The following is a 24,614-nucleotide window of genomic DNA, read 5'->3' as shown; positions in this document are numbered from 1 at the left end:
GCTTGGGCGATGTGCGGAGGGTGTGACAAGGGGCTTGCGGATTGTTAAAAGGTTGCGGTTTTTCGGGAAGCTCCCGCAATAATCGCTTGTTTTAAGAGGACGATTTTATGTGTGGTATTGCCGGCTGCGTTTCCCTCGACGGCCAACCAGTACGTGACCTCGGTCGTCGCCTGGGCGCGATGAGCCGCCTGATTGAGCATCGGGGACCCGATGGGCACGGCATGTGGCTGAATGCAGCGGACTCCTGTGGTCTTGCGCATCGCCGTCTTGCCATCATCGATCTGTCGCCAACCGGCCACCAGCCCATGGCGGGCCCGAACGGCTCCGTCATCACCTACAATGGCGAAATCTATAATTACGTCGAGTTGATGGATCAGTTGCAGGATGGCTGGACCTTCCGGTCCGCATCCGACACGGAAACCATTCTCGCGGCTTACGAAAAGTGGGGCATCGACTGCTTGACGCACTTGCGCGGGATGTTTGCTTTCGCGCTGTGGGACGGAAACCGGCTGTTCGCGGCCCGCGACCGCTTCGGGATCAAGCCGTTCTACTACACTGTGGTCGACGGCGTGTTCTACTTCGCCTCCGAGATTAAAGCACTGCTGCCCGTTCTGCCCGAGGTTGCGACCGACCCCGAGGCGCTCGCCGAATATATCACCTTCCAGTATACGATCGGCGACCGCAGTCTCTTTAAGAACGTCCATCAGCTTCTCCCAGGCCATGCGCTCACGGTCTCGAACGGCGATGTGCGGACGTTCCGATACTGGGATGTGCACTACGACATCGACTGGGACCACCGCCCGGAATGGTTCGGCGGTCAGATGCACGGCCTGCTTGAGGACTCGGTGCGCGCACATCTGCGCTCAGACGTCCCAGTCGGGGCTTACGTCTCGGGCGGCGTCGATTCCAGTCTTATCGGCATTCTCGCCGCGCGCGAGCCGTCATCCGCGTGCATCGGCTTTCACGGCAAGTTCACCGGCTTTCCGGGCTACGACGAGAGCGCTTTTGCACATGCGGCTTGCGATATGGGCGGCATCGCGCTGCACGAGATCGAGATTACGGCGGAGGACTTCCGCGACAACATCGCGAACGTGATCTACCACCTCGATCAGCCCGTCGCCGGTCCCGGATCGTTCCCGCAGTACATGGTGTCCAAGCTTGCTGCCGAGCACGTTAAGGTGGTTCTGGGCGGTCAAGGCGGCGACGAGATTTTCGGAGGCTATGCGCGCTATCTGATCGCCTATCTAGAGCAGTCGCTGAAGGCTGCGATCGACGGCACGTACACCAACAGCAAGCATTTCGTCGTCACGCCGGAATCGATCATTCCGCACCTAACCGTGCTGCAGGAGTACAAGCCGCTCATCAAGCAGCTCTTCTCCAAAGGTCTGTTCGGTCCGCTGGACGAGCGTTACTTCCGTCTGATCGACCGCTCGACCGACATGACCGACGAGGTGGATTGGAGCGCCCTGGATCGCGAGTCTGTATTCGAGCGCTTTCAAGGAATTTTCAACTCCGAGCGCAACGTGCGCAAGGAAGCCTATCTCGACAGCATGACGCATTTCGATTTCAAGTGCCTGCTGCCGGCCCTTCTTCATGTTGAGGATCGCATGTCCATGGCGCACGGCCTTGAATCGCGCGTCCCGTTGCTCGATCACGCCATCGTCGAGTTTGCGGCCTCGATCCCGGCGGACGTCAAGTTCGCAGGCGGGCAGATGAAACACTTCCTCAAGACGACGTTCGCTTCGGATTTGCCGGGCGAGCTCACGGGGCGCCGCGACAAGATGGGGTTTCCGGTGCCCCTCAAAGAGTGGTTCTCGGGTGAGCTCAAGGATCTCGTTCACGACATCTTCCACACGCAGCGCTCTCGCCACCGCGACTTCTTCAACTCCGACGCCATTCTCGCGAACTTCGAGAAGACGGAGCGGTTCTCGCGCAAGGTATGGGGGTTGTTAAGTCTTGAACTCTGGCACCAGCGGTTCCATGACCGCGCGCACGAGTTCAAGCGGATGTGCGATGAGCACACGGAAGAGCCAGCGGTCGTATACACGACATCTCAATAGTGCGCAGCGTCATCCACGCCGCTGAACAGGATTACAGGGAAGAGGAACAGCAAGCTATGAAGGTCTTCATCACCGGCGGGAACGGTCAAGTCGGTTCCACCGTTGCGGAAATGTTGTTGGCGAGGGGTGATACGGTCCTGTCCATCGACAATTTCTCGACGGGCCGCCGCGACAACCTGCTTGCGCAGTCCAACCTGACCCAGGTTGAGGATACGATTGTCGACGGTGCGTTGGTCGATCGACTCTTCGCGGACTTCAAGCCTGATGTCGTCATCCACACGGCGGCGTCCTACAAGGATCCCGATGACTGGGGCACGGACGCACTCGTCAATGCGGGCGGCACGGCCAACATCGCCAAGGCGTGCAAGGATCACGGCGCCAAGCGTCTCGTCTATTTTCAGACGGCGCTGTGCTACGGCACGAAGCCGATCCAGCAGCCGATCCGGCTCGATCATCCGATCAGCCCCGTCAATTCGAGCTACGCCATTTCCAAGACGGCCGGCGAAAACTACGTGCAGTTTTCAGGCGTCGAATGGGTTTCGTTCCGCCTCGCGAACGTCATCGGCGAACGCAATGTGTCGGGCCCTCTCCCCATCTTCTATTCTCGTCTTTCTGAGGGGAAGAAGTGCTTTGTGACGCCTGCACGTCGCGACTTCTGCTACGCGGGAGACCTTGCAAAAGTTGTCGTGCGTGCCGCCGACGGCACCGGGCAGGGCGCCTACCATTTCTCGTCCGGCAAGGACGTCGCGATTCTCGAACTTTACGACGCCGTCGTTTCCGCAATGAAGTTCAACGATTACCCAGAGCCGGAAGTGCGTCCGCTCGGACCGGACGACGCCGCCTCTATCCTGCTCGATCCCTCGCGCACGTTCGACGATTTCGGCGATGTCAGCTTTACACCGCTTTCGGAGATCGCTCGGAAAGCCGTCGACCGCTGGGCCGAGCACGGCGTCGAGGGCGGCTATACGCACCTCAAAGAAGCGCGCGGCGAAATCAAGAAAAGCTGAGGCAGAAACGGCATGCGTATACTGATCACAGGCGGAGCGGGAACGCTCGGATCCGGCCTAACCGAGCGCTATCTCGTGGCGGATCATGATGTGTTGGTCATCGACAACTTTGCAACCGGACATCGCGGTTCGCTTCCCGATAGCCATCCGCGCCTGAAGGTCGTCACCGGGTCGGTTGCCGACAAGGACCTTGTCGATCGCGCATTTGCGGAGTTCGCGCCGACGCATGTGATCCATTCGGCAGCCGCGTACAAGGACCCTGACGACTGGCAGGAGGATACGCGCACCAACGTCGAGGGCACCATCAACGTCGCCAAGGCCGCGCAATCCGCCAACGTCCGCCGGTTTGTCAACTTCCACACCGCGCTCGGATACGGTCGGCCCGATCGGGTGCCGGTTCCTGTCGATGCGCCTGCGCGGCCGTTCACGAGCTACGGCATATCGAAGCAAGCCGGCGAGAGCTACATCGCGATGTCTGGCCTGCCGTTCGTGTCGCTGCGGCTCGCCAATGTGACCGGGCCGCGCCTCGCCATCGGTCCGATCCCGACGTTTTATACGCGTCTCAAGGCCGGCAAGAGCTGTTTCTGCTCCAAGACCGTGCGGGACTTCATCGACCTCGAAGACTTCTTTACAGTTATGGATCTGATCCTCGAAGACGGCGCGCCGACCGGGGTCTACAATGTTTCGACCGGCACTGGGCATACCATCAAGGAGATCTTCGATCTTGTCGCAGCGCACGTTGGCGTCGATCTTGCGGAACCTGTTCCCGAGGTCGAGCCCGGCGCGGACGACGTGGCGTCGATGGTTCTCGACCCGTCGCACACGATCGCGACGTTTGGCTGGCAACCTCGCTACTCTTTCGAGGAGACTATCCAGCGGATGCTGGCTTGGTATGACGAGCACGGAGTCATCGCCATCTACAGCCACCTGAAGGCGCCCGCTTGACCCTCCCCTCGTCTTGGGCGACGATCACGTCTATTCCGGACGGACCTCTGTTGCCAGAGCTGCCATTCGCTGAGCAGGGAGTCGAGTTGACCAATCGCAAACGCGCGGCGGTGAGTCTTGTGCTCACATTTGCAGTATTGGGTGCGGGGCTTGCCTTTTTCTTCGTGCCTACTGAAGAAAACCATAGTGTGGCCGAGAATGAGCCGGACGCGAGCAACGTAAGCGCGGGCTCCGCAGCCGATGAGATGGCGGATCTGGCGGGAGACGACCCCAAACGCTTCGTTGACTGTGCCAGTCAGCCAACGAAGGTTATGCGGATCGCTTGCCGAGTAGGAAGCGCAGCACACGCTGTGGCTCAGAACTATCCAAGCGGCGATTTTGACAAGCGGGAGGTTTTCAAGGCGTTTGCCGCGATAGAGGCGGCCACGGTCGTTCGTTCGTCATTGAGCACAGGAAGATATTCCTATCTTAAGGCTTATGCTCGCGATCAAATTCCTCTTGGCTCTGAGATGTGTCTGGATGTCGGAGCCGGAATTTGCGGAAACCACGTCGAGGCATTTCGAGATATCATGGCTGCCTTGGGCATTCGAACGCGTCCGGTGAGCTTTTTTTATACCACCGACGGACTGCGTGAAAGCCACATTGCCACCGAAGTCTACTATCTGAACGCGTGGCGCTTCATCGATGTGACATGGGGGTTCGCAGTCTCCCAGGACGGCAGTATAATGCTCAAAAGTATTTCTGAAATCAGGGGGAATCCTTCCCATACTCGAATGGAGAACGCGTTCGATGTGTGGTCGATGTTCGTGCGCGCAGCGAGGGGCGATCCAATGGAGTATCTCTATAGGCGAGACGTTGATGTTCTCGTCAATGGCAAAGGGATCGTAACTCTGGCCGTTCCCGCAGATACGCCAGCGCATGAAAATTTTGATAATGTCCCTAACTATGTTGGCGACACCACCACAAGCCATAAAAGGAACCCCACGGCATTGCGTTTCGTTGCGGAGGGAAGGTATCGGGTGTCGCTTGAGATTTCAGGTGTAGCGGGTTGCAAACCGGAAGAGGGAGATGCTCTTGAGGTCGATGGTCGCAAGCTCTCGCTGTCAGACGCTTCAAGCATAACCTTTGATATCGATCGCGAAGCCCTGTTGTCGATGCGCACAACGCAGCCGACATGCTACGCCGTGTTCTCGCAAGCGCGCTATGAAGCGCTGCACTGAAGCGGGTTTGGGGCTGCCCTGCCAATAGCGCTTGTTCTTTGGCCACGCTTCGCGTTTCTTGGCGTCGCCAGTCCCTTGCGCCGCTACTTCTGGAGATCCTCGATTATGTCTGATTTGCAAGGTGATGATTTCGCCGGCCGGAGCGTGCTCGTCGTGGGGGGGGCGGCTTCGTCGGATCAAATCTGGTGCGCGCAATCCTCGCCGCTCAGCCGCGGCGCGTGACAATCGTCGACAATTTCCTCTCCGCGGATCCGGCCAACGTACCTGAGCATCCGGCCGTGCGCCTTGTGATTGGTTCAATAACCGATGATCGCATCTTGCGCGATCTCGACGACGACATCGACTATGCGTTTCACCTTGCCTGCTACCATGGCAACCAGTCATCGATTCATGATCCGCTTGCTGATCATGAGAACAATACATTGACGACGCTGAAGTTGTTCGAGCGTTTGAAGGATATCAAGTCTCTCAAGAAGGTCGTGTACTCGGCGGCAGGGTGCGCGGTTGCGGCGAAGACCTTCGATGGCGCCACGGCAACAATGGAAGACGCGCCGGTCTCGCTCTTTCACGACAGCCCGTATTCGATTTCGAAGCTTATCGGTGAGATGTACGGCAACTACTATTTCACACGCTATGGCCTGCCCTTCGTTAAGGCCCGCTTTCAAAACGTCTATGGTCCGGGTGAGATCCTCGGGGCCGGCCGCTGGCGCGGGACTCGGGAAACCGTCTGGCGCAACGTGACGCCGACCTTCATTTGGAAGGCGCTGCACGGCGAAGCCCTACCTGTCGAAAACGGCGGCATCGCAACGCGCGACTTCATATTCGTCGAGGATATGGCGCGGGGACTGATAGCCTGCGCGCTGAGGGGGGCGCCGGGCGAGATATACAATCTTGGTTCCGGTGAGGAGACGACTATCCTGCAGCTTGCCGAGCGCGTCAATTCTCTGACCGGCAACGCAGCGCCGATCGGCCTGAAGCCGGCGCGTGACTGGGATCGTTCGGGCCAGCGGTTCGCCGATACGAGCAAGGCGCGCGATCAGCTTGGTTTCGTCGCCAGCGTTGGTCATGAGGAAGGATTGAAGCGTACGGTTGCGTGGACGAAGGGGAACCAAGATAGGATTCTGCGCTGCGTGATGCAGCACGCCGAGCATCTGCCCGAGGTGCGCGCTTACTTTAAAATGGATCTTTCATGAGAATTTTCGAACCCGGTTTGATTGCTCGTCTCAAGTCTGTCTCGCAGCGGCTTTTGAAGACCGCACCGAGGGGGAAGAAGCCGGAGGCCGAGACAAGCGCAGTTGAAGAGTACTGGACCGGACATAACGTGACTCTTCACCGGAAGTTTAGCTCCGCCAAGGAGTCGCTCGATGACTTTCATTGGCGCAACGACCAGTACTTCGGTTACATCGAACTGATGCCCGTATCCGGTGCGGATGGCTTGGCCGTGCTCGACTTCGGGTGTGGTCCAGGATACGACCTAGTTGGCTTTGCCACTCAGTCGAAGCCATCGCGCCTTGTCGGCGTCGATGTCTCTAGATCTTCACTGGCTGAAGCGTGCGACCGGCTGGCTTTGCATTCCAGCGACGTGGAATTATTGCACCATGACGTGTCGGATGACAATCTTCCGCTAGACGATGCATCGATGGATCTGGTTCACAGTTCGGGGGTGTTGCATCACGTGCCGGATATCGACAGGACGCTGGCGGAATTGCGTCGCGTTCTGAAACCTGACGGCGCAGCCCAGTTCATGGTCTATCACGCGGACAGTTTGTGGGTTCATCTCTATGTTGCCTACGAGAGACAAATCGTTCAGGGGATCGATGCAGCGCTTAGCTTGCCAGAGGCTTTTCGGAAGTCGACCGACGGCGCCGATTGCCCGATATCACGATGCTATACCCACGCGCAGTTTGTGGAACTCGCGGCTAGGCATGGTTTCGCCTTGGAAAGCTTCGGCGTTGCGGTATCGGCGTGGGAGATGTCCTTGCTGCACAAGCGTTTTGCGGCCATCATGGACCAGCGCCTTCCCCCAGAAAGCCGCAGATTTCTCGCCGGTTTGACCTTTGATGGGCAGCAACTGCCGCTCGCGCGGCCTCGCATTCACGCCGGCATTGATGGCTGCTATCGGTTTCGCCCGGTGTGACCTTGTGCACGCTTGGGTATTCGATTTGCGCTGGCGGCAAGCTAACACTGAGCGGCCATTGGGCGGGGCAAAAAAACCAAACACAAGTGTTCCGCGGCAATGAGGCGGCGAAGTGCACGGCGGGGACGTACGCACCTTCAGGCCTTGACGTTCGCGCCATGCGCTCTATAGGGTCCCCAACCTTTTTAAGGTTGGGATCTCTTCAGAGGTGATTATTCAGAGGAGCAGCGGCGTGTTCGCACCCGGATATGTGGAATTTTTTAGCGCGCATTCTCTGCCCACAGCTGATGGGTTGAGAGAATTCAAAGGATACAGGAAACCATTAAAAAACCTATCATCTGCGTCAACGCGCAATTCATATCTAACTACATAGGCGATTTTGGTTTTTTCCTTGTTGAAAAGCAATTCCTGAGCCTCGTGCTTATGGAATCCAACCTCTTGGAAAAGAGGACGAACAATTGATGCGCAAGAAAATTCTCGTTACCTATTCGATGTGGTCGACTTTTACGCCGACAACCCTTGAGTATCTGGCGGCTCTTAAGAAATTCACAGATTACGATGTTAGCTATGTGCATGTAACGCATAACGCCGTGATGGATTTTGATATCAATGACTACGACGTCGTGTTCAACAATTATTGCACCCGTTTTTGCTTTGAGGGGTATGTTGGAGACGACTATCAAAACGCGCTGCAGAAATTTCGCGGCCTTAAAATAATAGCGATTCAAGATGACTATGATCGCACGGCAACTCTGCATCGTGCCATTCGCCGGCTTGGATTTCACGTTGTGTTGACGTGTATGCAGAAGGAGTTTTGGCCGCTCGTTTATCCCAGGTCGGAGCTTCCAGGCGTGACTCTTGTTCAGGGTCTCACCGGATACATGCCGGAAAGCGTCATCGAGAACCGTGGGCGCTACCCAATTATCCCGCTGGCGGAGCGGAAGGTGAAAGTCGGCTACCGAGGTCGCGCTATCGGCGCAAGATACGGCCGCCTGGGATTCGAAAAATACGAAATCGGGCGACGCTTTCGAGAAGTAGCTCTCAAGCGGGGCGTGGCGACTGATATCGCGATGGACAATGAAAGCCGCATCTATGGCGATGCGTGGTACAATTTTTTGGGATCGTGTCGGGCGGTGTTGGGGTCGGAAAGTGGCTCCAATGTATTTGATTTTGATTCGGCTGTTGAGAAAATGGTCGAGGACCTCACGGTCGCTACGGGGCGCGCTCCAACGTATGATGAAATGAAGGACGTGCTCGCTCCACTCGAGGCGCCGTTCAATGTGGGACAGATTTCACCTCGGGTTTTTGAATGTGCTGCGATGATGACGCCGATGGTTCTGTTTCGTGGAAACTATTCGGATGTTCTGACGCCAGATGTTCATTATATCCCGTTGGAAAAGGATTTTTCTAATGCGGCCGATGTCTTGGACAAGATAGAGGATATCGACTACCTGCAAGGTTTTGCTGATCGCGCGTATGATCATTTGGTGAAGTCGGGGAAATTTGGCTATCGCGCTCTTGCGGACCTGCTTCGCGAAACGATCGAGCGGGAGTATGCAGAAAGGATAGATCCGCGATGGGTGGCGTATCGCTCGTCGACGGCGCAGAAATTTGCCCCCCCTCCGCCTGGGGCCTTGAATGAGAAGCCGACGGCTCATCCCCAGGACGCGGCGGTGCTAAACGACCGTTTGCTCCAGGCCGCGAAGCAAGCCTCCGATGCCGCCGCAGCAGCAGCGGACGCGCAAGGGTCCTCTATCGCAGGAGAGCAAACGACACCTGAGGACGATGAGCATACGCTAGCATATCGAGCTGTCCGCGGGGTGTGGAGATTGGTTCCGTTGCGTTATCGCCGCGCTTTGCACAAGGCTGTATTCCGATCGTAACGGAGGCGCCCAAGGCTCGTACTGTTGTGCGGGAGGAATGCTGTCATCCCGAGCCTCCTTGCGGGGAGGTTCCACGCAGCAGTTGCGCAGGTACGGGTAAGGCTTAGACCGTGATTTTGGCATCACGTCCGGGAAGTAAGGCCGCCGCGGAGATCGGGGTTTCCCGGCCGCGTCACCTCCCATCCCAGCTCGTGACAATGCGACAGCAGGCTGTTAACACTTTGCGCCCGCGAACGAAGGGGAATGGAGAATAAGCGGCGGGCACGTTATATATGGCCGATCGGTGTTTCGGGTGCGTCCGGCACGTAGCATGCGGTGCATGCCGATTGGCTTGACGGTCGATCCAAACAGAAAATTGAACGTCTGAGCCCAGATACTGGACATTTCCTACACGTTCAGCTCCGCCTGCGAACAGACGCCGGCCGGAGCTCGCTGAATGGAGCTTAATCGTATCCCATGACTGATCGGGGCACAGACGACGCATTGATTAAACGCGGGAGAGCGACGAACGAGCATGGTCTCGGAGTATTTCGTCTGATCCATAGCGTGGTCAAGAATTGGTCTCTCGTAAAAGAGCTTTCTCGACGCGAACTAACCGATCAGCATGCGGCGCAGGTCGCCGGGGGCATCTGGTTGTTCCTCCATCCCGTTACTCTCTTCTTTGTCTTTGCGTTCCTCTTCACCGCGGTGTTCCGTGTGCGTATCGGAGACGGTGGTCCCAGCGACTACCTTATATATTTGTTTGCCGGCTTGGCGCCTTGGTTGCTCACTGCCGATGTGATAGCTCGCTCCCCGAGCATTCTTTTCGCGAACCAGACGATTGTCAAAAAAGTTCTCTTTCCGACAGAGGTGCTCATTGCCAAGACCGTGGCCTCGGCATTGTTCGTCCAGGCCATTCTGTTTCTCACGGTGATCGGGTACATCATCATCGTTCGCGGCATTTACAATCCAATGTTTCTGATGCTGCCAATCCTGTTCGCGATGCACGTGCTATTGCTATGGGGGCTGGCGTTACTTTTGTCGAGCTTAACGCCTTACTTCCGAGATGTGTCTGAGTTCGTTCGTGTTTTCGTCACGATAAACGTGTACCTCATGCCGGTCATGTATCTGCCAAGCATGCTTCCAGGGAAGATGCAGTATGCCTTGATGCTCAACCCATTCAGCCACCTCATATGGTGCTACCAGGACGTCTTGTACTTCGGTCGGTTCGAGCATCCATATGCATGGGTTGTTCTTTTGATCATGGCCTCTGTCGTTCTTGCGAGCGGTTCCTACGTCTTCACAAGATTGCGCCACCACTTCGCGAACGTCCTCTGACGACACACTGGAGACGAACTTACCGTGAGCAATGTGGCCATACGGATCAATTCCGTCGCTAAAGAGTATCAAGTCTTCACCCGCCCACTGGATCTCGCAATCGAGGTCCTGACACGCCGAGCGCGTCACACGACGTTTCGCGCGCTCGATGGCGTCAGCTTCGAAGTTCAGCGCGGAGAAGTGCTGGGGATCATCGGGCCGAATGGAGCGGGCAAGTCCACGCTTCTCAAGATCATCACTGGCGTACTGGAAGCGACATCCGGATCGGTTGAAGTCAGCGGTCGCGTAAGCGCGATCCTTGAACTCGGCCTCGGTTTCCATCCTGAATATTCCGGTCGCGAAAACATCTATCTGAGCGGTCTCCTTTACGGAATGAACAAGGGGGAGATCGATAGAAAGATCGACGGCATTATTGCGTTCAGCGGTCTCGGTGACTTCATCAATCGGCCGGTGAAGACGTATTCCAGCGGTATGCACGCGCGCTTGGCATTCTCCATCGCTACGGCCGTCGATCCCGAAATCTTGATCATCGACGAAGCGCTCGCCACGGGTGATGCTGGTTTCGTACAGAAGTCACTGCGTCGGATTCGTCAGTTGTGTTCAGGCGGCCGCACGGTATTGCTCGTATCGCACGGCACAGCGCTGCTCGCCCAGCTTTGCAATCGGGTCGTTTGGCTCGATCAGGGTCGTGTGCGCATGGTTGGACCTTCGATGCAGGTCGTTCAGGCTTATGATCTCGCTGCGCACCAGAGTTCGGATGAAGAAAGCTGGATTGAGACTGTCGACGATGCGCTCGATAAGGAAAAGAGTAATCAGCCGCATCTGGCTACCGCTGAGAGTTCCTCCTCCGGCGTCGACGGCAGCATAGTAGAAAAAGTCGCCGCCGCGCCGCGCCAGAAAGCCCTCGAACCGCGCAAACTTTTCGAGAGCAATCAGAGCGGCGAGGATCGTTCTGTCGGACAGCAGATTTTTCGGCGCGGTCCGGTGTTTATCGACAGCGTCGAATTGATCAATTCGGCTGGAGAGCGGACGACGCGCTTGAAGTTCTATGAGCACGCGCTTCTTAGGATTAAATATAGGGTCGACGGCCCGTTACCCGAGTCAAGCCTTGGCGTGGCGATCTCGATCAATAATCGTCTCGACCTCTCGTCGGTCGCCCAATTTTACACTCAGAACATCCGGCCCTTCGAAACCCGCGAGAGCTATGACAGCGCGCCTGATCGCCGGAAGCCTGCCCGTCGGGGCACGATCGACTTGCATTTCGATTACGTTCCGTTCCGCAAGGGCGAGTACCTGCTCTCGATTGGTCTGTTGCCCAACGAGCCCGCCACGTGGGAATTCTATGAGTACCGCCATTTCTACTATCCGTTCTTCGTCGAAGATGCGGGAATGGATCTTGGCGCCCCCGTCTTTCTCGATCTGTCGCTCGTCCACAGGCCTATGGAAAACGAGACGCCTGAAGCGAACGAGGGTGTTTCCGGGTCGCCATCGGCGACTATGCCATCACTCGATGGGGGCGTTACGGATCGTTCAGCGCCAGAAGCAGCCGCGCCAGAATATCGCCTTGCGACATTGAGATCCGAGATAGAGGCGATCTGTTTCAGGGAAGGGGGATATCCGAAGACATGGCCGCGACATGAGGCGTGTCCGGCCTGTGATCAGGTTGCGCTAGCGCCTGCGTTTTCCAAGTATAGTTTTACTCACGCGCAATGCTCGGCCTGCGGTTTCGTGACCGTCGATCCCTATCCCCCCGACGACATCATCGCGAAGCTTTACGATGGCGCCTATTATACCCAGGTAAGAAATCTCTTTGAGGCGCCGCTGCTTCTCGGGTGTGGCGACGCAACGCCCTTCTCGGCGCCCAAAGAAACGCTCATGGCGGTCATCGATCGTGCGACAAGAGGCCGTGCGAGCGGCACATGGCTCGACGTCGGCGGTGGCCTTGGCGCTTTTGCCAATCTGATTGCGGAAGCGCGTCCATCCTGGACTGTAAAGCTCAACGAGTTCAACAAAAAGTCCGTGGACATCGCGCGCAATGCGTTCAACGACAGGTTCACCATTTCGACGGCAGATCTCGCCAATCTTCGCGCGTCCGGTGAATTGTTCGATGTCATCTCCTCGGTCGCCGTTCTGGAGCATATTCCGAAACCGAAAGAATTCCTTCAAGGCTATGCATCGGTGTTGAAGCCCGACGGCATGTTGGTGACGGTCGTGCCGCACTTCTCAGAGCTCAATGCCAAAGTGTCCCGCGCCTCTTCCGCGAATGTCGTGCCGCCTTATCACGTCTCGCTGTTCAATGAGCGCGGACTTCGGCGCCTGTTGGGACGTGTCGAGGGGCTTGAGATTGTCGCCATCGATCAAGCGGGGCCTTCCGCCTTTATCCCGGTTCACCTAGTGGATTACGGCGATTACTACGATATCACCGTTCCGACGGAGGAGGATCCGCAACCGAGATCCATTGCTGTGCGTTCCTATAGCACTGAGGAAAGCAATGCGATCAATGCATTGAGCCAAGCTGAGAAGGATTCGAACGATTATTTCGCCGAACGAGATGGCCGCCAACTCTTGATCGCCTATTGCAAGAAAAAAGGCAGTTCGTGAACTCGGGCGCTTGAGACGGTAACCAGGGATCCGCCTGCAGAACGAAGGCGCCCCGTTTCGGAGCCCAGTGGATAGCAAGATGTCAGACGCGGGTCGCGCTGTCGCTGAGTTCGATAAAGCGGACGCCCTCATTCTGCCAATTGAGGACCTTAGCCGCTTCGATCGCGCGGGCTTTGTAGTGAGCAAGGTTGTCCCGGTCCAATCGATTGACAGCGGAAGCGATCGCCTCGGGAGTCATCGCCTCGATCAGAACTCCGAGATTGTGCGCTCGCAAAAGCCGTGTCATCTCGGGCAAATCGGAGACGCAAAGCGCAAGTCCGGCCATCGTGTACTCGAAAAACTTGTTGGGCAGCACGTAGACATTCTGCTTCGAGTGATCCGGGAGAGCAAACAGGCCGATGTCGAACTCGGCGGCCCGCGCGACAAGCTCCGTCATCGGCACGGGCGGATCGAACGTGACGCGGTCCGATACGTTCATCTCGTGCGCTATTTTCTCGAGCGCAGCTTTGTAATCAGAGTGCGCCGGTCCACGTATTGTCAGGTGGAACTCCGGTCTCCATAGCGCGACGCTTCGGATCGAAGCCTCTAGCCCACGTCCCGGTGCTACGATGCCGTGATACAGCACTCGGATGATTTGTCCGACTGGCTGCGGTGAGCAACGCTGATAGTGCGGCGTGTTGCGAATAACGACCGGGCGTTTGTCGAGTTCGTAGACCTCCTGCAACCGATCAGCGATGCCATCCGACACGCACGTCACGAAGGAGGCACCTTTTATTGCACCTCCTTCCGCGCCTTTGATCAGGGCGCGATTGAGGACGCGCCACTGCAGGCTTTGGGCGTACTCGTCGACGGCGAGTTCGTGAGTATCGTAGCCGTAGGGAATGCCCTGGGCCGCTCCGAGCCGCGCAGCGATTGGCAAAGTTGTCCAATCGTTCGCGAGCCACAGGTCGACCTTGTGGCGACGCCCCAATTCATAAATGCTCCGGAAGTCATCTCTTAGCCTCCAGTAGGACGCCGCTGCATAAGACGGCTGAAGATTGACGCGAAGCACGCGCCACGCGCTATACCCCCAGCGAACAACAGGCATGAGCGTCACGGCAATGGGAAGAAGAAATGTTTTCGCCCAGGTCGGCGCGCCATACGCATCGAGGCGTTGGGCCAATCTTTCCGTAAGCAGTTGCCGTGGTGTCTTGCTGTCTGCCGTTGCGTTCCGATGTGGCTGAGTGATCTCGCGAGGGATCGAGAAACTCTCGCCTGCAACGGGCGCATCGTTGGTATCTGGTACATCAGCGCCCGTCACGGTTGGCGTAATGGGTGCGGTATCGATTGCAAGGCATGTCCACTTGGGCTCTGAAGAGCGGTGCCCCGGCAGACCGATCGCAACGACATCCCAGCCTGCCTCCGTCATCAGATCGCCTTGCCGGCGCACGCGTGGATCGTCGGGAATGGCCGATAAGCAGAGAATTCCGATGCGCTTGCGTCCGCTTCCAGGCCCAGGGTCTTGAAAGGCTTCCGTCTCGTTCACAGGCTCACCCCGAACCGCTCGCCCCAGATCCCAAGATTGACGATCCGCCACAGCGTGAAATCGACGGGCCGCCGCCCTTCGAGCATGTCAGCTGCCAATGCGCGCACGCCGACTGCGTTCATCAGCTCGGGATAGCGCTTGAGCGTGCTCTCGATCCCATCCTCGATGAGGCCGCGCAACGGGCCGCGAAACCAGACTTGCTCCGGCGTGGAGAAGCCGAGCTTGTCGCGCCGTTGCCGCACCGTTTCGGGGAGAACGCCGGCCATGCCGGCGCGCAAAACGCGTTTGGTATCGCCACCGACAATCTTGTGGTCGTTTCCGAGCCCGAGCAGGAATTCAACCAACGGGTGATCGAGAAAAGGAACGCGGGCTTCGATGGAGTGAGCCATCGAGTTGCGATCCTCCCAATGCAGCAACATCTGCAGATTGGAGGCGTACGTGAGTGTCATGCACAGCGTGCGAATGTCGGTGACAGGCGGAAGATCAAGTAGCTCGGAGGCAAGTGCCAGTGCACCTTTGGGATTACCGTGCTCCCGCAGAGCGTCCCCGTCGAGCCAGTTGTGCTGAACCAGCACCTGGCGAGTACCTCTGAGCGCATATGCAAGTTTTCCTGGCAGCAATGGCAGGAGATAAGTTTTGAGTTGATCCGTGACAGGCAGGCCGTGGAACTTTTTGCGCTCCAGCATGGTTCGCAGCAGCATCCGATAGTCGCGCTGCCGGGTCAGCCCGGCCATGTAGTAGGTAAAGCTGCTATGATATCCTGCGAGTGGCTCGTCGGCGCCTTGGCCGTCCAGCATCACCTTGATGCCCGCCCGTCTCGCTTCCTCGAACACGCGCCATTGCGCGAAAATCGAGGTCGATCCGAACGGCTCGTCCTGGTGCCACGTGATGTCGGACGCCTTCGCGAAAACGTCTTCGGCACGAGGGTAGATGAAGTGTGGGACCGTCTCGGCGTGCGCGACGATCTCGTCCATGAACGGCTTCTCGTCGACGCTTTTTTCCGGGTAACAAGCCGAAACCGTGTTGACTTTAGGTCCGCCCGTCCCCGATCCCATGAACTCCGACATCAGGCAGACGATAGCCGAAGAATCGAGCCCGCCCGACAGGCATGAGCCCACGGGAACGTCCGAGCGCAAGTGTAACGCGACAGACTCAGAGAGCGCGGCGCGAAAACGTTCAGCCGCTTCCGCTTCCGAAAGGTGGATCTCCGGCACGCTTGTCGAATACCAGCGCCGTATGGTGGCCTCGATGAGCCCCTTGCCGGTTTCGACGCTGATGCACTCTCCCGCTCTAAGCTGCATAACGCCATCGAACATCGTCTCAGGTGTATGGTCGGCAATGCCCGAGCTGAGAAAATCGTGAACACGCGCGACGTTCATGCGTCCGCTGACGCCGGGCAGGCTGAGCAGCTGCTTGATTTCGGAGGCGAACGCGATGCCGTGCGGGCCCTGCGCCATGTAAAGCGGTTTAATTCCGAACCTGTCGCGCGCGGCGAACAAACGCTTCTCGCGCTTGTCCCACACCACGAACGCGAACATGCCGCGCAGCTTGTCGAGCGCTGCCTCATCCCACACCGCGAAGGCGCGCAAGAGCACTTCGGTATCCGAATCGGAGGTGAAGATCTCGCCCTGCTGCCGCAGGGTTTCGCGCAGCTCGATGTAATTATAGATCTCGCCGTTAAACACGATGTGGTATCGGCCCGTCGGATCCGACGTCGGCTGGTGCCCGCCCTCCGACAGATCGATAATTGCCAGGCGTCGATGACCAAGCGCGACAGGCCCCGAGGGACTGTCGTGAACCTCCCAGCCGCTTCCGTCGGGGCCTCGGTGGGCGACGATGTCGATCCGCGCGCGATCAGGAGAAAATCCGATCGAGGAAAAGAGCCCGCACATGCCGTTTTATGATCCAATCGCAGTTCGAGCAGCACAATCGCGCCACGAATGTAGGCAAATCGCGACCGTGTCGAAATGCATTGCCGATGAAGAACGCGGTGACGAGAAGACGCTGCAATCTCCCATCCTGATCCTGCTATCTTCGCGCCGATTTTGTCGTTATCAGATCGTTCGAAGGTTGTCATCAAAGGCTGTGGGCTGTCGAGAGCGGTCGGGCACTAAATTGCAAAATGACGCTCCCCCGGAGCGACGGGTCTGGCGTTGGCGCGCATACCGATGTTTATCTTAGTCTTGCGGTCTTTCCGCACAACAAGGACGTGGGGCGCGCTCTTCCGGGAAATGAGGGACATGCCCCGCCGTGCCATCCGAGCGACGTGAGAGCCTTATATGACCGTGAAGAAGCAAACCAAGACCGTTGTCACGATCGTCGGAGCACGGCCGCAGTTCATCAAGGTCGCCCCCGTCAGTCGCGCGATTCGCGACACTGGACGCATCACGGAAATTCTCGTCCACACCGGCCAGCATTTCGACGCCAACATGTCGGACGTGTTCTTCGCAGAGCTCGGGATCGCGAAGCCGGATCATAATCTCGAAGTCGGCGGAGGCGGCCACGGTGCAATGACCGGGTTCATGCTGCAGCGTATCGAGCCGCTATTGCAAGACATCCGCCCGGACGCGGTGCTGATCTACGGCGACACCAACTCCACGCTTGCAGGCGCGCTCACGGCGGCGAAATTGCACATCCCGGTTGCCCATATCGAGGCCGGACTGCGCTCGTTCAATCGCGCGATGCCCGAGGAGATCAACCGCGTCGTCGCCGATCATCTGTCCGATTTTCTGTTCGCCTCCACGGATATCGCGGTTGTAAACTTGCGGAACGAGGGCGTCGATAGCGCCAAGATCCATCACGTGGGCGACGTGATGTACGATGCAGCGCTTCTTTTCGCCGACAGATCCAAAGACCGCTCCATCTTGTCGGATGTCGCCATCGAGCCCGGCCGTTACGTCCTTTCGACATTGCATCGCGCGGAAAACACCGACGATCCGGCGCGCCTTGCCGCACTGACGGCCGCTCTCGATCGGGTGGCCGCGCAATTGCCTGTGATCCTTCCTCTGCATCCGCGCACGCGCGGGGCAATGGAGCGTCACGGACTGCGCTTCGAGCGCGTCAAGACGATCGATCCAGTCGGCTATCTCGATATGGTCGCGCTCGAGTCCAATGCGGCCGTCATCGCAACGGATTCGGGCGGCGTGCAGAAAGAGGCGTTCTTCTACGCGGTCCCCTGCGTCACGCTGCGAGACGAGACCGAGTGGACGGAGCTGATCGACCTCGGATGGAATCAACTCGCCGCGCCGACGAGCCCCGCCATAGCCGAGCAAATCCTTTCCGCCGTTGGCCGCAAAGGCACGGAAGCGTTACCTTACGGTGATGGCACCGCCGCCCGATCCATCGCGGAAAAGCTCGCGGATTAAGGACGAACTTTTTTACCCCTCTAAGCTTTAAGCGGGCACCAATGCCGCGGCGAGTGCGTGAACAACACGGTCCTGGTCGCCCTCAGACAAATCCGGCCCCATCGGCAGCGACATGACGTGCTCGCCGAGCCATGCGCTCACCGGCGTCGGATCGTCGTTCGCGACGCTCCGATACGCCTCTTGGGCATTGAGCGGGATCGGATAGTGCACGGCCGTCGGCACGCCCGCGGCCTGGAGACGGCTTTGAACTTCCGCCCTGTTGGGCACCAGTACGGTGTACTGCGCGTGAACGCTGGTGCGGTCTCCGAGCACCGCAAGGGCGCGCGGGGCCGACAACGGCGCGTTCACATCCGAAGCATCGACCGTGCGATAGCCGGGTAAAGCGTCCCGGAGAAGCTGATCGTAACGCGCGCCGATGCGCGCCCGCTCGGAGACCTCCCACGCGAACCGCGGAAGCTTCGCGAGCACGATCGCGCACTGAAGCGTGTCCATGCGGCCGCCCACGCCGATCCGTGTATGAACGTAGCGTTTGCTCTGCCCATGCACGCGGATCTCGCGTGAAGCTGTCGCCAGGTCATCGTCGTTTGTGAACAGCGCGCCGCCGTCGCCGTAGCAGCCGAGCGGCTTGGACGGGAAGAAGCTCGTGCAGCCGAACGTGGAAAGGCCGCAGCTCTTGCGGCCGCGGTAGTCGGCACCGAAGCTCTGGCAGCCATCCTCGATGACCGGGATCCCGCCATGTTGGGCCGCGATCGCGTTGATCTCGTCCATATCCGCAACTTGCCCGTAAAGGCTGACCGGGATGATGGCCTTCGTGCGCGGCGTGATCTTCTCCGCGATCCGCCACGCGTCGATATTCGCCGTCGCCGGATCGACATCCACGAAAACCGGCTTGGCCCCGAGAAGCACGATCACCTCGGCCGTTGCGACGAACGTGAACGGCGTCGTGATGACCTCGTCGCCCGCTCCGACCCCAAGCGCCATCAGCGCGATGAGAAGAGCCTCCGTCCCGCTTGCGACGCTGACGCAGTACTTGACGCCGACATACGCTGCCAACGCGGCTTCGAGCTCGGCAACCTCCGGCCCCATGATGTACTGCCCGTGCGCCAGCACGTGCGCGATCCGCCGGTCGAGGTCCTCTTTGATCGCAGCCTGCTGTGTCTTGAGATCGATGAATTGCATGAGGTCTCTCGATCGGTCTTCGAAGGTTGCCGCACGATCCGACGAAAATCGGATCGGAAAACGCTCTAGTAACGCTCTAGTAGTGCAGCGGCAGGGCGACGCGCTTGCCGTCACGCGCCGAAAGATAGAGTGCGATCAGAAGCTCAAGCGACTTGAGGCCCTCGCGTCCGTCCGTCTCGGGCTCCGCGCGGCCGTTCAGAACATTGATGACGTTGTCGTAGTAGAGCGGATGGCCGAACCCGTAGACGCTCGTCGTCGCATAGTTGGCTTTGCTGATCTCGTCGTCCTCGGGAAGCTTCTCCGAGAACTCCCAATGCTGGATCTCGTTGACCGCAACACCGCCCACACGCACCGTTCCGTGCTCGCCGAGGATCGTGATCGATCCTTCGTAGTTCTTAGGGTAAGCGAGCATCGTGACGTTGAGCGTGCCGAGCGCACCGCTGCGCCAACGCAGCGCCGCAACGCCGGTATCCTCCACCTCGATGTCGCGCGCCAGCGTGGCCGTATACGCCATCACGCTTTCGAGCGGTCCGATCAGCCAGTCGAGCAGGTCGATGTAATGGCTCGCCTGATTCATGTAGGCGCCACCGTCGAACTCCCACGTGCCGCGCCACTTCGCGCTGTCGTAGTAGTCCTGCGGGCGCGTCCAGAACACGTTGATCGCCACCGAATAGATGCGTCCGAAGCGACGCGCCTCGACGGCGCGCTTCAGGAGCTGCAGCGTCGCATTGCGGCGGTTCTGCTTCACGACGAAAAGTTTCACGCCCGCCCGGTCGCAGGCCTCGACCATGTCGAGGCCGTCCTTCCAGCGCGTGGCCATCGGCTTCTCGGTCATCACATTGAAGCCGGCCGCGGCGGCCTGAATGGTCTGCTGAGGATGCAGGCCGCTCGGCGTCGTCAGCACGATGCAGTCGGCGTTGGTCTTGGCGAGCATCGCCTCAAGAGTCGCGTGAGGCGTAGCGCCCGTTTCCTCGGCCGCGGCCTTGAGAGCCGCGGGGACGACGTCGCATACGTCGACGACTTCGCAGCGATCCTTGTGCGTCGCGATGGCGCCGAGGTGGTTCTTTGCAATGCGGCCGCATCCGACGAGCGCGAAGCGGACTTTCCTGTCGGTGACCAGGGTCATTGATGGCGCTCCTGCGGCGTGGGCTAAAGCCTGAAAACGGTGAACCCCAGAGCCTGGAATTCGTGGCGGTCGTAAAGAGATTTTACGTCGGCGAGAATGGGGGCCGCGCCGCGCACGCTCGCTTTGAGCTTTTCGGGCGTCAGCTTGCGGTAGGCGTCATGGCCAACGGCCACGACCAGCGCATCGACGGGGTTTTCGGGCGAGATCTTCGTGAGTTCGATCCCGTATTCCTCACGGACCTCCGCGGGATCGGCCAACGGATCCTCCACGAGAACGTCAGCCCCGTGCTCCTTGAGTTCGCGCACGAGGTCGACGACCTTCGAATTGCGGATGTCGGGGCAGTTTTCTTTGAACGTAATGCCCATCACGCCCACGCGGCTGCGCGGCACGTCGATGCCGCTTTTCAGCATCCGCTTGATGGTATTGCGGGCCACATAGCGGCCCATGTTGTCGTTGATCCGCCGCCCGGCCAGGATCACCTGCGGGATGTAGCCCTTCTGCTCGGCTTTGTGCGTCAAGTAGTAGGGATCGACGCCGATGCAGTGTCCGCCGACCAGGCCGGGACGGAAGTTGAGGAAGTTCCACTTCGTGCCGGCAGCCTTCAGCACCTCGGCGGTGTCGATCCCGCACCGGGCGAAGACGACCGACAACTCGTTCATGAGTGCGATATTGAGGTCGCGCTGCGTGTTCTCGATGACCTTCGAGGCTTCGGCCACCTGGATGCTGCTCGCCTTGTGGGTGCCGGCCGTGATGATCGAAGCGTAGAGCGCATCGACGATGTCGGCGATCTCCGGTGTCGAGCCGCTCGTCACTTTTACGATCGTCGGCAGCTTGTGCTGCTTGTCGGCCGGGTTGATGCGCTCGGGGCTGTATCCGCAGAAGAAGTCTTCGTTGAAACCGTAGCCGGATGCTGCCGCCAGCGCCGGAACGCAGACCTCCTCTGTCGCGCCGGGATAGACGGTCGACTCGTAGATCACGATCGCGCCCTTCGGCATCACGCTGCCAACGGTCGTGGACGCCTTGATGAGGGGGGTCAAATCCGGACGGTTCGCGTCGTCGATCGGGGTCGGGACCGTCACGATGAAAAACCGGCACGACTTGAGATCTGCGGGATCGCTCGTGAAGCTCAGGTGTTTCGCGCTGGCAAGCTCGTCGGGCTCGACTTCGAGCGTGCGGTCGACGCCTTTGCGCAATTCCTCCACGCGTCCGGCGTTGATGTCGAAACCGAGCACGCGGCGCGTCTTTCCGAACTCCACGGCAAGTGGCAAGCCGACATAGCCGAGCCCGATAAGCGCGATATCCCCTTCAACTCTGTCCACGAAAAAGCCTTCCTGCAATTGCGACGATAAGGCCGTCCCGACCTGAGGCGCCTCGAACGGGCGGTAAAATGCACGCTGTTGTCACGAGGAGACGGCCTGCCTATGCATCAAATTATACAGAACTGTGAAAATGGCCCCCCGCCAATGGCAGGGGAATAGCTCAGCCACCGCTCGTTTTGCAACCCATTTGCTGGGGAAGGGAACCTTGAAGACAGCGGTGCAAGAGACCTCCCTCTGCCCGTGATGAAACGGCCCTCCGCGAGGATCGGACGCGATTCTATCAATGAGATCCAAGAGATGTGGTTTCAATGCCGGCTCGGAACATCGTGCCGGGTTCGTCTGAGGGAAGTCGCCGTAGGGCGACCCTGCGTCGACTGTTACCGGAGAGGCCCTATGGCTGCGTGTGGGCATAACCTCTTGACGGTTGCCCCGCCACAAGGAACACGTTGGCGGCTCGGCTGGCGACGTGCTCGGATCATGAAAATGGATCTGTCGGCAACGCGGTGCCAGCCGGATGTCCGGATTTCCACACGATACGAGAAAGTACCGAGCGCATGAGCAAGACACCTTTCGTGCACGAAAGTGCCTACGTCGACGAGGGCGTCGAACTCGGCGAGGGAACGAAGGTCTGGCATTTCAGCCACATCCTCTCGGGTTGCCGCATCGGCCGAAATTGCTCCATCGGACAAAACGTGATGATCGGCCCGAACGTGCCGGTCGGCGATAACTGTAAGATTCAGAACAATGTTTCCCTCTACAAAGGGGTGGAATTGGAAGAGGGCGTCTTTTGCGGCCCGTCCTCCGTTTTTACGAACGTGATCAACCCGCGCGCAGAGGTCGAGCGCAAGGATGAGTTTCGCGTCACCCGTATCCGTCGCGGCGCAACGATCGGGGCCAACGCGACCATCGTCTGTGGCAACGAATTGGGAGAGTATTGCCTGATCGCGGCAGGCGCCGTGGTGACGAAGTCCGTCCCTGCATTTGCGCTGATGGCAGGGGTCCCGGCACGCCGGATGGGTTGGGTCTCTCGTGCCGGCGAGATTCTCGACGAAACGCTGATCTGTCCGCGCACCGGCGAGCGTTACGAACGCGTCGGTGAAGCGCTCCGGCTGGCCGGAGGCGAAAACTAGACCATGGACCCTGTCAGGCCGAAGCGTGAAGCATCGGTCTCATCGAACGCGTCGAGCGTCCGATCCGATTCCATCGGATCGGAAAACGCTTTAGCTTATCGGCGCGTTGCCTCGGCCGAGCGCCGGATTTGCGCCTAATCCGCACTAGGCATATTGCCCCCCCGTCGCAACAGAGCCAGCCGCGTTACCTGGAAAGTAGTTGGGATTGCCCCCTGAGCTAATCGCACCGTTGAGCGTCGAGGAATAGCGCGATCCCGTGGCTGACCCGCTGAATGTCAGACCCGCAGCCCGAACCACCGACCCAATCGTGGCACTGACAAAAGGATTGAACGCCGGCGTCCCGGTGAGCGCGACAGTCAAGCCGCCGAGGTAGATGAACTGCGACCCTGTCGAAGCGAGAATGTGCTGGGCCGCGCTGCCGGAGATCGTATAGCTGGCGAGCACATAGCACCACGCGCTGTCGAGCACGACATGAACCGAGGCGCACGCGCCGAATTCGCAGCCCTCAAGTTGAAGAGCGGACTTCTCCAAGTAAATGCAACTTCCGCTCGTTGTGGTCTGGATGCGAATCCCAGCCCCGAGACGGTATCTCGACGTAATGAGAGTGCCTCTAATAGCATTGGAGCCGGTGACGCCGATAACGGCTGTCCCGGAGGAACAAGCCAGCGTGCAGAGACCCGCGCCGACGAAGTTTTTTAGGACGATTGGGGTTGTGTATGTGCCGGATGCGATGCTGATCGTAACGTCGTAGATCGACGTATCGAGGCCGCCGACGACATCGATGGCTTTTTGTATTGTCAGAAACGCTCCACCCGACGAGTTCGAGAGACCGTCGTTCGAATCGTTTCCGTCTGTGCGGACGTAGTAGGTGCGGTTGGCGGTCAAAAGCTCGCGGCCGCCGCCACCGCCGCCCGCGGTATTCGGCAGCGAGACCGCGCCCGTCGCACGGTTGACGACGATGGCTTCGTGCCAGGCCGTCCCATCGGCGCTCACCTTCACGTGCCAGTCGTTGTCGCCCGTGAGGCCGAACTCCGCGTGCCCCACGAAGTCCGTCTGAAACAGCACGCTTGCCGTATCGCCCGCCGCCGCTTTGTTGATCTTGAGGCGGTGGTCGTCGCCTTCATGGCTGAACAGACTTGCCGGGCTTGAGACGGCGAGCCGGTTCGTCGCATCGGCGGTGTCGTTGATGCCGACAAGCGATACCGGATTGACGTCTCCACCGCCTCCGCCACCCCCGCCGGTCACGATGGAGAAATACGTCCATTCGGCCGTCGAGCCCGGCGTCGTCGCGTCCGGTTCGTGATCGATGTTCCCGTCCGCGTTGGACAGGAATACGTGACCTTCGTGCTCGACGAGGTCGCCGGCATTGTAGGTGGCCGCATCGCTCCAGGCGCCTTTTGGAACGAGGCCCGAGCCGCCGCCGCCCGGCGCCTCGGTCCATCCGCCCCCCGAATAAAGGTAGAGGCGGCTTTCGTCGTGCACCCAGGCCAGCCATCCGGCGATCGGCCGATAAAAGGCCCACGCCCCGTCCTGCCAGGCTGCAACGTCGCTCGCATGCCCGGACCACGCGCCCGTTGGGCCAGCCCCTACGATGTAACGCGCGCCGGGGTCCGGGCTCGATGGGGGCGTGCCGAGATCCTTGTCTGCGACAGCGAGCTGAACGACCGCGTCGAGAGCCCGCAACGCCTCGTTGTGGGTGACGTGCTTCTGCGACTGGCTCGGCATGATATAGGGGAGAGCGAGATTTTCGGTGTTGTCCACGAGCTGCGCCTGGGTGAGGGATGCCTGGCGCGAGTATGA

At 59.1% G+C, this 24,614-nt stretch carries 16 protein-coding genes and 1 pseudogene; 11 read left to right on the top strand and 6 right to left on the bottom strand.

Annotated elements, in window-relative coordinates:
- Positions 1-107: 107 nt before the first annotated feature.
- From asnB (W911_RS00460) to W911_RS17020, 9 genes and pseudogenes are all read left to right on the top strand, one after another.
- Entirely contained in the window at positions 108-2,060 is a 1,953-nt protein-coding gene (gene asnB, locus W911_RS00460; protein ID WP_023785543.1) for an asparagine synthase (glutamine-hydrolyzing), read from the top strand.
- Positions 2,061-2,116: 56 nt separating this feature from the next.
- Entirely contained in the window at positions 2,117-3,067 is a 951-nt protein-coding gene (locus W911_RS00455; RefSeq protein ID WP_023785542.1) for an NAD-dependent epimerase/dehydratase family protein, read from the top strand.
- Between the two features lie 12 nt (positions 3,068-3,079).
- Positions 3,080-4,012, top strand: a complete 933-nt coding sequence (locus tag W911_RS00450) for an NAD-dependent epimerase/dehydratase family protein (RefSeq protein ID WP_023785541.1) — start codon at positions 3,080-3,082, stop codon at positions 4,010-4,012.
- An 86-nt stretch (positions 4,013-4,098) separates the two neighbouring features.
- A complete protein-coding gene (locus W911_RS00445; RefSeq protein ID WP_144083459.1) occupies positions 4,099-5,232 on the top strand; it encodes a transglutaminase-like domain-containing protein in 1,134 nt (377 codons plus the stop codon).
- A gap of 167 nt (positions 5,233-5,399) precedes the next feature.
- Positions 5,400-6,425, top strand: a pseudogene (locus W911_RS00440) (NAD-dependent epimerase/dehydratase family protein); the annotation flags it as partial.
- A complete protein-coding gene (locus tag W911_RS17025) occupies positions 6,422-7,369 on the top strand; it encodes a class I SAM-dependent methyltransferase (RefSeq protein WP_023785538.1) in 948 nt (315 codons plus the stop codon). The pseudogene W911_RS00440 and the gene W911_RS17025, both read left to right, overlap by 4 nt.
- A 461-nt stretch (positions 7,370-7,830) precedes the next feature.
- Positions 7,831-9,252 (top strand): hypothetical protein, encoded by a 1,422-nt coding sequence (locus W911_RS00430; RefSeq protein ID WP_023785537.1) that lies wholly within the window; start codon positions 7,831-7,833, stop codon positions 9,250-9,252.
- Positions 9,253-9,708: 456 nt separating this feature from the next.
- On the top strand, positions 9,709-10,569 hold the full coding sequence (locus tag W911_RS00425; protein WP_023785536.1) for an ABC transporter permease: 861 nt from the start codon (positions 9,709-9,711) through the stop codon (positions 10,567-10,569).
- Between the two features lie 24 nt (positions 10,570-10,593).
- Positions 10,594-13,170 (top strand): ATP-binding cassette domain-containing protein, encoded by a 2,577-nt coding sequence (locus W911_RS17020; protein WP_023785535.1) that lies wholly within the window; start codon positions 10,594-10,596, stop codon positions 13,168-13,170.
- A gap of 82 nt (positions 13,171-13,252) precedes the next feature.
- Here the strand turns inward: W911_RS17020 and W911_RS00415 are convergent, their stop codons facing one another.
- Positions 13,253-14,695, bottom strand: coding sequence for a glycosyltransferase (locus W911_RS00415; RefSeq protein ID WP_023785534.1), 1,443 nt, complete (start codon positions 14,693-14,695; stop codon positions 13,253-13,255).
- Positions 14,692-16,587 carry an asparagine synthase (glutamine-hydrolyzing) gene (asnB, locus tag W911_RS00410; RefSeq protein ID WP_023785533.1) on the bottom strand — a complete coding sequence of 632 codons (1,896 nt, stop codon included), beginning with the start codon at positions 16,585-16,587 and terminating at the stop codon, positions 14,692-14,694. Before asnB (W911_RS00410) ends, W911_RS00415 begins: the two co-directional genes overlap by 4 nt.
- Positions 16,588-16,974: 387 nt before the next feature.
- Between asnB (W911_RS00410) and wecB the strand changes: the two genes are divergently transcribed.
- Positions 16,975-18,060 carry a non-hydrolyzing UDP-N-acetylglucosamine 2-epimerase gene (gene wecB / locus W911_RS00405; RefSeq protein WP_023785532.1) on the top strand — a complete coding sequence of 362 codons (1,086 nt, stop codon included), beginning with the start codon at positions 16,975-16,977 and terminating at the stop codon, positions 18,058-18,060.
- Between the two features lie 27 nt (positions 18,061-18,087).
- Here wecB and W911_RS00400 read toward each other — a convergent pair whose 3' ends face one another.
- The 3 genes from W911_RS00400 to W911_RS00390 all read right to left on the bottom strand — a co-directional run bounded on the left by W911_RS00400 (position 18,088) and on the right by W911_RS00390 (position 21,684).
- Positions 18,088-19,239 (bottom strand): DegT/DnrJ/EryC1/StrS family aminotransferase, encoded by a 1,152-nt coding sequence (locus W911_RS00400; protein ID WP_023785531.1) that lies wholly within the window; start codon positions 19,237-19,239, stop codon positions 18,088-18,090.
- 76 nt (positions 19,240-19,315) lie between these two features.
- The gene (locus W911_RS00395) at positions 19,316-20,365 is read right to left on the bottom strand and encodes a Gfo/Idh/MocA family protein (RefSeq protein ID WP_023785530.1); all 1,050 of its coding nucleotides are present in this window, start codon (positions 20,363-20,365) and stop codon (positions 19,316-19,318) included.
- Positions 20,366-20,388: 23 nt separating this feature from the next.
- Entirely contained in the window at positions 20,389-21,684 is a 1,296-nt protein-coding gene (locus tag W911_RS00390; protein WP_041316802.1) for a nucleotide sugar dehydrogenase, read from the bottom strand.
- Between the two features lie 446 nt (positions 21,685-22,130).
- Between W911_RS00390 and W911_RS00385 the strand changes: the two genes are divergently transcribed.
- Positions 22,131-22,814 carry an acyltransferase gene (locus W911_RS00385; RefSeq protein WP_244438552.1) on the top strand — a complete coding sequence of 228 codons (684 nt, stop codon included), beginning with the start codon at positions 22,131-22,133 and terminating at the stop codon, positions 22,812-22,814.
- Between the two features lie 144 nt (positions 22,815-22,958).
- Here the strand turns inward: W911_RS00385 and W911_RS00380 are convergent, their stop codons facing one another.
- Positions 22,959-24,575, bottom strand: coding sequence for a DUF2793 domain-containing protein (locus tag W911_RS00380; RefSeq protein WP_041316798.1), 1,617 nt, complete (start codon positions 24,573-24,575; stop codon positions 22,959-22,961).
- Positions 24,576-24,614: the final 39 nt, after the last annotated feature.

The organism is Hyphomicrobium nitrativorans NL23, assembly GCF_000503895.1.
Taxonomy (GTDB): Bacteria; Pseudomonadota; Alphaproteobacteria; order Rhizobiales; family Hyphomicrobiaceae; genus Hyphomicrobium_C; species Hyphomicrobium_C nitrativorans.
This window is presented reverse-complemented; position numbering and strand designations above follow the sequence as displayed.